This is a genomic window from Croceifilum oryzae (genome assembly GCF_030814315.1).
Lineage (GTDB): Bacteria > Bacillota > Bacilli > Thermoactinomycetales > Thermoactinomycetaceae > Baia > Baia oryzae.
On record NZ_JAUSUV010000001.1, the window covers coordinates 277929 to 291223 of the forward strand.

At 43.7% G+C, this 13295-nt stretch carries 11 protein-coding genes; 10 read left to right on the forward strand and 1 reads right to left on the reverse strand.

Annotated features, from left to right (window positions below; translation table 11 throughout):
- Window positions 1–24 precede the first annotated feature (24 nt).
- The 5 genes from gatC to rlmD all read left to right on the forward strand — a co-directional run bounded on the left by gatC (window position 25) and on the right by rlmD (window position 5010).
- Window positions 25–315, forward strand: a complete 291-nt coding sequence (gatC, locus tag J2Z48_RS01355; protein WP_307250248.1) for an Asp-tRNA(Asn)/Glu-tRNA(Gln) amidotransferase subunit GatC — start codon at window positions 25–27, stop codon at window positions 313–315.
- A 12-nt stretch (window positions 316–327) separates the two neighbouring features.
- Window positions 328–1794, forward strand: coding sequence for an Asp-tRNA(Asn)/Glu-tRNA(Gln) amidotransferase subunit GatA (gene gatA, locus J2Z48_RS01360; RefSeq protein ID WP_307250250.1), 1467 nt, complete (start codon window positions 328–330; stop codon window positions 1792–1794).
- Window positions 1791–3221, forward strand: coding sequence for an Asp-tRNA(Asn)/Glu-tRNA(Gln) amidotransferase subunit GatB (gene gatB, locus J2Z48_RS01365; RefSeq protein WP_307250252.1), 1431 nt, complete (start codon window positions 1791–1793; stop codon window positions 3219–3221). Before gatA ends, gatB begins: the two co-directional genes overlap by 4 nt.
- An 80-nt stretch (window positions 3222–3301) precedes the next feature.
- On the forward strand, window positions 3302–3601 hold the full coding sequence (locus tag J2Z48_RS01370) for a hypothetical protein (protein ID WP_307250254.1): 300 nt from the start codon (window positions 3302–3304) through the stop codon (window positions 3599–3601).
- 35 nt (window positions 3602–3636) lie between these two features.
- A complete protein-coding gene (gene rlmD / locus J2Z48_RS01375) occupies window positions 3637–5010 on the forward strand; it encodes a 23S rRNA (uracil(1939)-C(5))-methyltransferase RlmD (RefSeq protein ID WP_307250256.1) in 1374 nt (457 codons plus the stop codon).
- 255 nt (window positions 5011–5265) lie between these two features.
- On the opposite strand, the gene J2Z48_RS01380 is transcribed toward rlmD, so the two are convergent.
- Entirely contained in the window at window positions 5266–7974 is a 2709-nt protein-coding gene (locus J2Z48_RS01380; RefSeq protein ID WP_307250258.1) for a phosphoenolpyruvate synthase, read from the reverse strand.
- A gap of 464 nt (window positions 7975–8438) precedes the next feature.
- Between J2Z48_RS01380 and J2Z48_RS01385 the strand changes: the two genes are divergently transcribed.
- From J2Z48_RS01385 to pcrA, 5 genes are all read left to right on the forward strand, one after another.
- Window positions 8439–9035: an N-acetylmuramoyl-L-alanine amidase family protein gene (locus J2Z48_RS01385; RefSeq protein WP_307250260.1), complete on the forward strand. Its 597-nt coding sequence runs from the start codon at window positions 8439–8441 to the stop codon at window positions 9033–9035.
- 160 nt (window positions 9036–9195) lie between these two features.
- Window positions 9196–9627 carry a peptidylprolyl isomerase gene (locus J2Z48_RS01390; RefSeq protein WP_307250262.1) on the forward strand — a complete coding sequence of 144 codons (432 nt, stop codon included), beginning with the start codon at window positions 9196–9198 and terminating at the stop codon, window positions 9625–9627.
- 304 nt (window positions 9628–9931) lie between these two features.
- On the forward strand, window positions 9932–10246 hold the full coding sequence (locus J2Z48_RS01395) for a YerC/YecD family TrpR-related protein (protein WP_307250264.1): 315 nt from the start codon (window positions 9932–9934) through the stop codon (window positions 10244–10246).
- An 87-nt stretch (window positions 10247–10333) separates the two neighbouring features.
- Window positions 10334–11041, forward strand: coding sequence for a heptaprenylglyceryl phosphate synthase (gene pcrB / locus J2Z48_RS01400; RefSeq protein WP_307250266.1), 708 nt, complete (start codon window positions 10334–10336; stop codon window positions 11039–11041).
- Between the two features lie 47 nt (window positions 11042–11088).
- Window positions 11089–13287 (forward strand): DNA helicase PcrA, encoded by a 2199-nt coding sequence (gene pcrA, locus J2Z48_RS01405; RefSeq protein WP_307250268.1) that lies wholly within the window; start codon window positions 11089–11091, stop codon window positions 13285–13287.
- Window positions 13288–13295 lie beyond the last annotated feature (8 nt).

Here is a 13295-nt window from a genome sequence, read left to right on the forward strand (position 1 = left end):
AGTATGTACGGAGGTGGATGAGGTTTGGCTATAACCAAAACAGAGGTAGAGCACGTTGCGAATTTGGCACGCCTTACATTAACAGAAGAAGAAACGGAGCAATTTACGGATCAGTTGAACCGCATTTTGCAAATGGCAGAGAAGTTAAATGAGCTAGATACAACTGGGATTGAACCAACAAGCCATGTGTTGCCGATGGCAAATGTGATGCGGGAAGATGAGGTTCGTCCTTCGCTTCCGCTTGAGAAAGTTCTACTTAATGCGCCGGATCAAAAAGATGGTTTGGTTCGTGTGCCAGCAGTATTTGAGGGGTAGGGGAGAAGAGATATGTCGCTATTACGTGGATCGTTACAAGAGATTCATAGCCGTCTAGCGAAAAAGGAGATTACTTCAGTTGATCTTGTTCAAGAGTCATTGAAGCGGATTCAAGAAGTAGACGGAGATGTTCGCGCCTTTTTGTTAGTGGATGAAGAGGGAGCTTTAAAGCGAGCAAACGAGTTAGATGAAAAATATAGCAAAGAAGGTACGCGGGGGCTTTTGGCGAGCTTACCTGTTGGTGTAAAAGATAATATTTGTACAGAAGGCTTAACGACTACTTGCGGGAGTCAGTTACTAGCAAACTATCAACCTGTTTACAATGCAACAGTAGTAGAGAAATTACATAACGCAGATGCGATCACCATAGGAAAAATGAATATGGACGAGTTTGCTATGGGCTCTTCCAATGAAAATTCGAGCTTTTCCCCTGTACATAATCCATGGGATTTGAGCACAGTACCGGGTGGCTCGAGCGGTGGTTCTGCTGCTGCTGTGGCGGCTGGCGAAGTATATTTTGCGCTTGGTTCGGATACAGGTGGCTCGATTCGTCAACCAGCGGCGTTTACTGGTACCGTTGGTTTGAAACCTACTTATGGCTTGATTTCTCGTTACGGACTCGTGGCGTTTGCTTCTTCACTCGATCAAATTGGACCGCTTACGAAGAATGTGGAAGATTCGGCTTATGTGTTACAAGCGATTGCGGGACATGACCGGTATGATTCTACTTCGGCGAATGTAGAGATTCCAGATTATCTGTCTGCTTTGACAGGTGATGTAAAGGGGCTGCGAGTAGGGGTTCCAAAGGAAATGATGGGCGAAGGCATTGATCCAGGAGTGAAGGCTCTCATACAGAAATCGTTGGATACCTTAGAGAGTCTCGGTGCTACGATTGAAGAAGTATCCTTGCCCCATTCGGAGTATGCGGTAGCTACTTACTATTTGATTGCTCCAGCGGAAGCTTCTTCGAACTTGGCTCGATTTGATGGCGTTCGTTATGGGGCTCGGAAATATGGTGAAAACCTGATTGATCTATATCATGAGACACGTAGCAAAGGGTTTGGCCCTGAGGTGAAACGTCGTATTATGCTTGGGACGTATGCACTTAGCTCTGGTTACTATGATGCGTATTATAAAAAAGCACAACAAGTTCGTACGTTAATCGCTCAAGACTTCGAGCAATTATTTGCGAAATATGATGTGATTATGGGACCGACGACTCCGACGACAGCCTTTAAGTTGAATGAGAGAATCGATGATCCGATGACGATGTATGCGAATGATATGTGTACCATTCCGGCTAACTTGGCAGGGCTTCCGGGAATCAGTGTGCCTTGTGGATTGTCGGACGGTCTCCCTGTGGGACTGCAAATTATCGGGAAACCGTTTGCGGAATCCACACTCTTGCGTGTCGCACATGCGTTTGAGCAAGCAACGGATCGTCTGCCTGAACCAAAGTTAGGAGGGAGCCGCGCATGAGTAAGTATGAGACAGTAGTAGGATTAGAAGTACACGTCGAACTTCATACCAAAAGTAAGATTTTCTGCGGATGCTCTACAACTTTTGGTGCAGCGCCTAATACGCAGACATGTCCGATTTGTCTAGGTCATCCGGGTGTTCTTCCCGTTCTGAATCGAGAAGCGGTGAATTTCGCGATGAAGGCGGCGATGGCGCTAAATTGTGAGATTGCAACTCACTCTAAATTTGATCGTAAGAACTATTTTTATCCTGATTGTCCCAAGGCATATCAGATCTCTCAGTTTGATCAACCGATCGGGGAGAATGGTTGGCTTGAGATTGAAGTAGATGGTGTCAAAAAACGGATTGGGATTACACGTCTTCACTTGGAAGAGGATGCAGGGAAGCTGACGCATGACGACGATGCAACTTTAGTTGACTTTAACCGCGTAGGCATGCCACTCGTTGAGATCGTTTCGGAGCCAGATCTCCGTTCTCCAGCAGAGGCGAAAGCTTACTTAGAAAAGCTGAAATCGATTATTCAGTATACGGGTGTATCCGATGTGAAGTTGGAAGAGGGATCTCTTCGTTGTGATGCGAATATCAGCTTACGTCCTTACGGGCAAGAGAAATTTGGTACGAGGACAGAGCTGAAGAATCTAAACTCTTTCCGTAACATCGAGCGCTCTCTTCAATATGAAGAAGTTCGTCAAGCCAAGGCGTTAGATGCGGGAGAGACCATTACCCAACAGACGCTACGTTGGAATGAAGAAACCAATGAGGTAAAGGTGATGCGTAGCAAAGAGCAAGCGCATGACTATCGATACTTCCCAGAGCCAGATCTCGTGAGTCTGGTGATTAGTGACGAGTGGAAGGAAGAGATTCGTAGCTCGATTCCAGAGCTTCCGGATTCCCGTAAAGCTTGCTATATCAAGGATTGGGGACTTTCTGGCTATGATGCGGACCAATTGACCGTTACGCGTAATGTGGCGGACTATTTTGAGCAAACTGTACAAGCTGGGGCCGATGCGAAACTGGCGGCGAACTGGATTACTGGGGACTTGATGGGCTATCTAAATAGCCATAATTTAGAGATTCATCAGTCGAACGTAACGCCTACTTTGCTTGCTGGAATGGTCGATTTACTGCAAAAAGGAACGATTAGCAGTAAGATCGCAAAAACGGTCTTTAAAGAAATGGTCGAGACAGGTAAAGAAGCAACGAAGATCGTGGAAGAAAAAGGCTTGGTGCAGATTAGCGATGAAGGGGCGATTCGCTCTGAAGTGGTGAAGGTCATCCAAGCAAATCCACAGTCCATTGATGATTTTAAAAATGGAAAAGATCGTGCGTTAGGCTTCTTAGTTGGGCAAGTGATGAAGGCGACCAAAGGAAAAGCGAATCCACAGATGGTAAATGAAATGATTCGAGAAGAATTGAGCAAGCTATAAATGAGTCTTTGTAAGAGAGGCTCGTCCCTTTTTTTTGGGACGGGCTCCTTTTTCTATCTATCGGCTAAGGGTGATATGTCTTGTATTTACTGTATGTAGTTATCGGCGTCTTGTTTTTAGTAAATGGGATTACCCACTTATTCTCTGGTCAGGCATCCCTAGCTGTTCACTATTTTCTCCTTTTGTTATTCAGTCACGTCATTGTGAGTGAACTTTATTTAAAGAAGCCATTTGGACGAAACATTTATTTATTAGCGACTATTTTGTTGGTGGTCGATGGGATTTACCAATTCTTTATCGAGAGAAGTATCTTCGCAGGAATTATAGGTCTTTTCTTTGGCTTCTCGTTATGGCAATCCCACCAGCGTTTAAAGAGATAAGCCTTTTATGTTGAGGAGAAACAAGGAGAGTTTGCATGAAACGAAAGCCACCCGTCCAAGTAGGACAAGTGATCGAAGTAGAGATCCATGGACAAGGTCATAATGGATCTGGAGTCGGGAGATATAACGGATTCACCATATTCATATCACTAGTGGTACCGGGGGAGAAAGTGCTGGCAAAAGTATCATTGGTCAAGAAAAATTATGCCCAAGCGGATCTACTGGAAGTAATAGAAGCACATGAAAATCGAATGGAGCCCAGGTGCCCGATTTATCAAGAATGTGGGGGATGTCAATCCCAGCATTTAAGCTATCCGGAGCAGTTGCGCTTAAAAGAGCAACAAGTCCGTGATCAGTTTGAGCGGATTGGAGGTTTCCATGACCTTGCGATTCATCCGATTTTAGGGATGGAAGAGCCTTGGATCTATCGAAATAAAGCGCAGGTTCCTTTTGGACAGAATCCACAAGGGGAAATCGTAGCGGGTTTTTATGCTAACCAATCACATGAAATTATTGACTTAGAATCTTGTTATATTCAACATCCAGATAATGATGCTGTGATCCGCTTTGTGAAACAACTGGTACGAGAGTTATCAATCCCTGTTTATCATGAAAAGACACATACAGGGATTCTTCGGCATCTGATGGTGCGGATTGGTGTACATACAAATGAAATCATGGTCGTCCTCGTCACGAATGGCAAAAAGCTACCTCATAAGGAGATACTCGTTTCCAAGATTCGAGAAGCATTTCCTCAGTGTCAATCGATTGTGCAAAATGTGAATGATCGATCGACAAATGTGATTTTAGGAAAAGAGAACATCCTATTATGGGGAAGAGATGTAATTTACGATACGATCGGTGATGTGAAATTTGCGATTTCGCCTCATTCTTTCTTCCAAGTAAATCCGGTTCAAACGGAAGTTCTCTATGACCAAGCTCGGAAATTCGCGGCTCTTACAGGTGAAGAAACGGTTGTAGATGCGTATTGCGGAATTGGTACGATTGCGATGTATGTAGCCGATCAGGCGAAGCAAGTGTACGGAGTGGAGATTGTACCAGAGGCTATTGCGGATGCGAAGGAGAATGCAAAGCGAAATCAGATGTCGCATGTTCATTTTGAGGTAGGGGCAGCGGAGAAGGTAATGCCGAAGTGGCTGAATCGAGGAATTCGTCCCGAAGTAGTGATTGTGGATCCACCTCGGAAAGGCTGTGATTCGGAGCTGTTAGATGCGGTAGTGGGAATGAAGCCAGAGCGGGTTGTCTATGTATCTTGTAATCCGGCGACTCTTGCGCGGGATGCGAAGTATTTGGCAGAGTTAGGGTATGAGACGGTGGAGGTTCAACCGGTGGATATGTTTCCGCAGACAGGTCATGTGGAGTGTGTGGCGTGGATGAAGCGGGGTTGACTCGTGGGGATTGCTTTCTATGGATTGTGGGCTGGTTGAGGGTGGATAGGGAGATGTAATGCTAAGTAGGATCGCTAACATCGCAGAAGTCAAATAGACACTCCCCTCCCACTAAACTAAACTCTTGGAATCAGCACAACTTTACATAGGAAAAAGGAAGTAGAGATGCTGTTTCGCTAATTACTGCAAAGTAGGACGCAGTGGCTAAACAGCTTTCTCTCTTCCTCTATATTAATGCTTGATTTTGCTTAACGATCAAAAATCACCATCATTCTGACTATCTACAACTGCTTCTTCCCCTACATCCCGCAGAATCTCAATAAATCCATTCGTACCATCCACCCGAATATACTGCCCATCCTTCAATCTCGTTGTCGCATTCTCTACACTGACAACTGCCGGAATTCCATACTCTCTTGCTATAACAGATCCATGTGTCATTAAGCCGCCTATTTCGGTGATCAGTGCTGTTGCCGATTGGAAGAGCGGAGTCCAACCCGGATCTGTGTAGGGTGCAACGAGGATTTCTCCTTTGTTTAGCTGCCCTTCTGCTAAACTACGAACGACCTTTACATAACCCTCTGCAACCCCAGCAGATACAGGGATTCCGATTAAAGCACCGGGCGGGGCGTGTTCGTTGCTTTGTTCAGGTGTGAAAATCTCTCCATCGCTTGTTATGATGTGGGGCGTCGTACATTTTTGATACCGAGACTCATGCTCTTTTCGCGACTGAATGAGTTCTTTGGCATCGGGTAAATGATTTTCTAGAAGAGCGATGATTTCGTCTAGAGATAAATAAAAGATGTCTTCTATATGATCGAGCTGGCTTTGTTGGCATAACGTAGCGGATTCTCCTATAAACACTTTCCTAAAAAGATCGAAATACTGGATCATGATGTACTTGGGAAACTCACGGATGCCTACCGTATTTCGGAAGATGCGAAGCAATTTGGATGCTTTTTTGGCTTTTCGTGATCCACCAGGAAGTGCTTTCAAACGTGTTAACAAGTTATCGATTGCTTCGTTTGCTTCCAGTTCCCCGCGTTTAAATCTCTCCCAGTGCTCTCCGGGAGCATTGGTCTGGATGTGGCCGAGGATCGCTGGAATCAAGATCATCGGGGCTTCTCGATAACGGGATCGCGTTAGATCGATCTCACCCGGTCCTCTCATTCCATAGGTCTCCATGAATTGGATCCATGATGTTAGAAATGCATCTCCACCTGGAATATTGTGTAATCCCACGTAAAACGTACCATTGTCAGCTGTTTTTAAATATTCCATCACGTCAGGGTGATCTCTTAACACATCGGCTAAGTCGCCCACCATTAAGCCCATCTCACTGGTTATATTACCAGGTGGAGATTTGTGGATAGCGGGGTCTAGCTTTTCGTGTAACCATTTTTCTACTTTCTTTTCTAGGATACCCAGCGTCATAAAGCCCGCATATGTGTAGGTCAGAGCGTTACCAAAACATTTGGGACCAAAGAAGGTGCCTAGTAATTCTTGAATATATCGAATGCGGTCGACTCCAGATCGGCGAGATACTTCTTCTGTATACTTGTTTAGCACAGCCTGATAGTCTGATTTAGCACGTGTTTGGATCAAATCGGGATCCTCAAAATAAATCACTTTGAGCGAGCGCGGAATCATTTTTGTAAAGAATCCAATCATGGATTTATAGGTTTTGATCGCTTTTCGTAACTTGCCTCGCTTAGGCGCTTGCTTTTCGATTTCTCCATCTAAGATCGCTTTTTTAAGAGCCGAGAGACTCGCATCCTTCGTTTTATTCTGGAGAATTTTTTGGCGAGCACGTTTGATATAAAGGAATTCGGAGATATCCATAAACAATCGACCGCCTGCTTCTACTAAGACGGAGCTTTCGGTACGATCTGCTGTTTTTCCGTAAGGAAACATGGTCTTCCAAACAGATCTACCGAGTGGTCTCATGTAATCGGTCATCATTTGACCATGACCGACTGAATAGAAAATACGGTATTGTTGATCCCGAGGAGCTGGGACTGGATATAAGGAAGTGATGGGACGGGCTTGAAGGATGTAGAATTGGTCACCGCACAAGCACCATTCGATATCTTGTTCAGAACCAAAGTGTTGTTCAATTTCCCGCCCAATGGTTGCTAATTCTTTGATTTTTTGATCGGAAAGTGCTTGGGTCTCTTGTAATTCTAGATCTATTTCCCTGCACTCAGTTCCGCCTTCTTCTTGAGCGAAGATTCCTTTATCCTTCTTAGAAATTTGTTTGTGGATAATCTGATTGTCTCGTACTTTATAAAGATCAGGGGTTACCATCCCAGAGACAAACGCTTCTCCAAGTCCAAACCCAGCATCAATCGAGGTCGTTTTTCGGTGTCCCGTAATGGGGTCAGCAGTAAAGAGAATGCCTGAGACATCGGGAAATACCATCTTTTGTACGACGATTGATAGGAAGACAGAGTGATGATCGAAACCGTTTTTAGAGCGGTAAATGATTGCCCTGTCTGTAAAGAGAGAGGCCCAACATTTCCTAACGGTATCGAGCAATTGATCCTTTCCTTTTACATGGAGATAGGTGTCTTGTTGTCCTGCAAAGGATGCAGTAGGTAAATCCTCCGCTGTTGCGCTAGAGCGAACGGCATAAGAATCAGTTGTCCCAAGATCTTCCCAAGCACGGATGATTTCGGATTCAACGGTTGGATCCATTGGCAGAGTTAAAATATGTCCGCGGATCATTTCGGAAACGAGTTGAATGACATCGAGGTGTTCAGGGTCCGTTTGGTCGAGCATCTCAAGGAAATCATTCATTCGTTTACTTGTGGACAGGATTTGCTGATAAGCGTCCACGGTAATGCAAAACCCAGGCGGAACTGGAAAGCCAGCTTGTGTTAATTCGCCGAGATTGGCTCCTTTTCCACCCACGACATCGATGCTATCCCGGTTTGTTTGCTCAAAATACGAAACATATTTCAAAACGATCTCACCTCAGTATCTGTAGGAGTATTTTTCATTAACTCCATTTTTTATTTTCTTACTAAGTATATTGTCTAACCCACATAGAAAGACTTCCATAAGCAAAAGAGTTACCCATATAAATGGATAACTCTTTCTTATGGAAGTGTAGTTGTAATTCATTTTGCTTAAAAAATGAATGGGTGGCGCTATTGATTATGATTCTCAATTTCATTATATGATGAATTGAGAAACTGTCAATAGGGAAATGTAAATGAATCAATGTTTCAAAGTTTACTTGACCTTTTGACAATATCGTGTTATTTCTAGGAAAAAGCAATGTGTAAGCGCTTATTAGTGTGTCGCATATAGCTCCTAAAAAATAGAAAAAGTAGGTTTATCGAAGGGTTATAAAGAGAAAGAATGAGTGTAGATGTAAAGACGAATACATTCGACTAGAACACAACATGTAGGTGGTGGATGTAATGGGCGTCCTCATATGCTTGGACCCAGGTCATGGTGGGACAGACAGTGGGATGGTGGGCTCCATGTTTTTAGAGAAGGACGTATGCCTAGATTTAGCTCATCGGATTGAGAGAGAGCTACAGAAATTTGAAGGCATCGATGTCACTCTCACTCGTCGATATGATGTTGACTTGACGAATAACGAGAGAGCTGGTTGGGCTAACCAGAGGAAGGCTGATTTATTTGTAAGCCTGCATGCGGATGGGATGTTAGACCGAGATCAAAGTGGATTTAGTACGTATGTGAGTGTGATTGCGGGGTCAAAAGTTCGTAGAGTACAGTGCTTTTTGCATAATCAAGTTACTCGTTTTTTACGTAGGTTTGGAATATGTGATTTGGGAAAGCGGAATGATACGGAATCAAAAGGTGGACAGATTATTGAATTGCGTAGTGCTGATATGCCAGCGATTACGTTAGCGCTATCTTCTTTGCCAAAGGGGCAAAATGATGAACTATTTAGTGATTTATCTTTTCGAGATCAGTATGCTAAATGTATTGCATGTGGTTTGGCAAGTATTTATGAATGTCAGACGAAGGATTCACTCGATTCTTTTTAATGGACTTATACTATTTTTTGCACAGACTCACTCTTATTTCCTTACAGGAAGAGTGAGTCTGTGCTTTTATTTTTCTACCATTTGTTACACAATCAAGGGGAGTGCGCGATTGGCTATTTATGGTACTATAGAATAGTAAGACGAAGGGAGAGGGAAGAGTATGAAAAAGGGTTATGTCCTATTAGAAGATGGTAACAAATTGGAGCTGGAATTTTATGATGAAGCAGCTCCGAATACAGTAGCTAACTTTGAAAAGTTGGCAAATGAAGGTTTTTATGACGGGCTTAACTTCCATCGTGTCATTAAAGGCTTTGTTTCTCAAGGAGGCTGTCCACAAGGTACAGGAGTTGGCTCAGCTGGCTACCAAATCAAATGTGAAACAGCAGGAAATCCACATAAACACGTAGCAGGTGCTTTATCCATGGCTCACGCAGGAAAAGACACAGGCTCTTGTCAATTCTTTGTCGTTCATGAACCACAACCTCATCTAGACGGTGTACATACTGTGTTCGGCCAAGTTACCAGCGGACTCGAGCACGCACAAAACATGAGACAAGGCGAAGGCATTAAAGAAATCCGTGTACAAGGATAGTAAAAAGAGAAGCTAAGGGCGATCATATCACGCCCTTAGCTTCTCTTTTTTGCTCCAATATTTGGCTTGAAAGCGTCGATAATTGAACCTATTATCATATTTCTAAATCGATCGCAACTATGTTAAGATAAAGTTGGAAATACTAACAGAGAAGATGGTTTTTGAAAATGGAACCAACACTACCTGGTTCTTTTTTTCATGGCGGTAAATTATATAGGAAAAAGGTATTTTTGTATTTCTGTTGAATTTATGCTTTGAAAAATAAAAGAAAAAATTGTTTCCTTCTACTCTGAGGAGGTTACCCATGCAATTGAATAAGTTAAAACAAAGAGAACTTGAGCAACTCTTTCATGCCGTTTTAAAACTAGAGACGATGGAAGAATGTTATCGCCTGTTTAATGATCTGTGTACAGTTGGAGAAGTGAAATCGATCGCTCAACGATTAGAAGTAGCGAGAATGCTAGAAGAAGGCTGTACGTATAACCAGATTGAATCAGAGACAGGAGCAAGTACTGCTACGATCTCACGTGTAAAGCGCTGTCTCCATTATGGAACAGAAGGCTATCAGTTGGCGCTAGAACGCCTTCGTGAAGATGGCTTATTAAAGAAAGAGGATTAACGAAATAGGTTAGGGGTCCCGCTTTTTTTGGCGGGGCTTTTCTTGTGATGGTATAATATGGGATAAGACGATGGCGGTGGTCATGATATGTTAGTAGAGCGGATGCAAACGTGGCGTCATGTATTTAAGCTAGATCCCAATCGTCCGATTGAAGAAGGGATGATTATTCGCTTGCTACAATCGGGTACGGATGCGATTATCGTTGGTGGAACGGATGGCATTACCTATCAAAACACACATGATTTAATGAGACGGGTCAAACAAACCTCACTTCCGTGCGTACAAGAAATTTCAAATGCGAAAGCCGTGGTTCCTGGATTCGATGGATTTTGTATCCCGGTTGTATTGAATACAAACGATACCGAATGGTTGATCGGGGCTCATCAAAAAACCATGAAGGAATTTGGTGAGTGGATACCGTGGAATCAAGTAGCAGTAGAAGGATATGTCGTACTAAATCCCGAAGCAAAAGTAGCACAACTAACTGGAGCACAGACGTCGTTAACGCATGACGATATTTTGGCATATGCGCAGATCGCGGAGCACCTATTTCGCCTTCCTTTTTTTTATCTAGAATATAGTGGGGTGTACGGAGATGCCCGGGTGGTACAAGCTACCGCTCAGAAGCTTAAGAATACGAAGCTCATCTATGGGGGCGGGATTCGCTTAGAAAATCAAGCGAGAGAAATGGCGCAGTTTGCCGATATCGTAGTGGTGGGGAATCTCATTTATGATGATATAGAAGTAGCACTTCAAACGGTATCGTGGGTTAAAGAGACGAAACGGATTCGATAAGGGGAAGGGGGCAGCGTTTACTGATTCGTGGTAGGCGCGATCATGATATGCAATCATATACTTCATCTATACATACACTTTTAAACGGATTAAATCCGACACAAAAGCAGGCAGTGGAAACGACTGAGGGGCCTGTTCAGTTAATCGCAGGAGCAGGCAGTGGGAAGACGAGAGTTCTTACTCATCGTGTGGCTTATCTGTTGGCAGAGAAAAGTATTCATCCATGGAATATCCTAGCGATCACCTTTACCAACAAAGCGGCACGGGAGATGAAGGAGCGAATTGGTAAGCTTGTAGGCTCTGCGGCGGAAGATATTTGGGTTTCTACTTTTCACTCGATGTGCGTGCGGATTTTGCGTAGAGATATTGATCGAATTGGATATTCGAGGAATTTTACGATTTTAGATACATCGGATCAGTTGACGGTTATTAAGCAGGTATTAAAAGAGGAAAACTTAGACCCGAAGAAATTTGAACCCAGAACCATTTTAAATAAAATTAGTTCCGCTAAAAACGCTCTACGAACACCTGCGCAAATGCAACTTCATGCGTCTACTTTTTTAGACGAAGTGGCGGGACAAATCTATGAGAAGTATCAACATAAGCTTAAAACCAATGAGTCTCTCGACTTTGATGATTTACTGATGAAAGCGGTGGAATTGCTTTCTACCGTTCCAGAAGTGAAAGAGTTTTATCAACGGAAATTTCAATATATCCATGTGGATGAGTATCAAGATACCAACCATGTACAGTATACCCTGGTAAAACTATTGGCTGAACATCATCAAAATGTGTGTGTAGTAGGGGATAGCGATCAGTCCATTTATCGCTTCCGAGGTGCAGATATCACCAATATTTTGAACTTCGAACGCGATTATCCTCAAGCGACGATGATCAAGCTGGAGCAGAATTATCGGTCAACCCAAAAAATCCTAGAGGCGGCTAACGTCCTGATTGCAAATAATACAGAGCGGAAGCCTAAAAGTCTGTGGACGGATAATGATGCTGGGAAGCCAATCATGGTGATGGAATCCGGAAATGAACATGAAGAAGCGTATTATGTAGCGGAACAAATTTTACAGGGACATCGTGAGGGAGTTCCGTACCGAGATTTTGCGATCTTGTATCGGACCAATGCGCAGTCTCGTGTGTTAGAGGAAGTGATGCTAAAAGCAAATATTCCGTATCAAGTAGTAGGCGGAATTAAGTTCTACGAACGAAAGGAAATTAAGGACCTTTTAGCCTATCTGCGTCTAATCGTAAACCCTGATGACGATTTAAGCCTTACACGTGTGATTAACGTGCCTAAAAGAGGAATCGGCGCGGCAACATTGGAGAAGATTGCTCAGTATGCTACGGCACAAGGCTTGTCCCTATTCCGCTCGATTCTAGAAGCAGAGCAGATCGGACTTACGAAGCGAGTCATGACCACGTTGTATGAGTTTACTTCCTTGATTCAACAAATGCACGCGATGATTGAGTATTTATCAGCCGTGGAGTTGACGGAAGAGATTCTCCAACGATCGGGCTACCGTGAAGAGCTGAAACGAGAGAAAACGATTGAAGCAGCTAGCCGTCTAGAGAACATTGATGAGTTTGTGTCTGTTGCGCAGGAATTTGAGAAGCGGAGTGAGGATAAAACGCTCATTACATTCTTAAGTGATTTAGCACTTGTCTCAGATGTGGATCAATTAGATGAAAACGGCATGGTAGATGAGAGTAACAAAGGTGACCAAGTTGGAATGATGACTTTGCATAGTGCAAAGGGATTAGAGTTCCCACATGTGTTCTTAGTTGGGATGGAGGAAGGCATTTTTCCGCATTCTCGCTCATTGGATGATGAGTCTGAGATGCAGGAAGAGAGGCGCCTTGCTTATGTCGGAATTACGCGTGCAGAAAAAGAGCTACACCTAACATATGCTCGTGCTCGCTCTATTTACGGACGTACCAGTATGAATCTGCCTTCTCGTTTTCTAAAGGAACTTCCAACTGAAATCGTAGAGCGAATCGGCAATCAACGCACAAGTACGACGACTACGGTACAACGCCGCCCTATGAGTACGAAGGCTCAGCCAGTTGGTAGCTGGGTTGTGGGTGATAAAGCGGAACATAGTAAATGGGGAACGGGGACTGTGGTTCAAGTGTCGGGTGAGGGAGAAAATACCGAGTTAAATATTGCCTTCCCTACGCCAGTGGGTGTGAAGAAGCTACTTGCTAAGTTTGCCCCGATTACCAAAGCTGAATAATCAGGAGG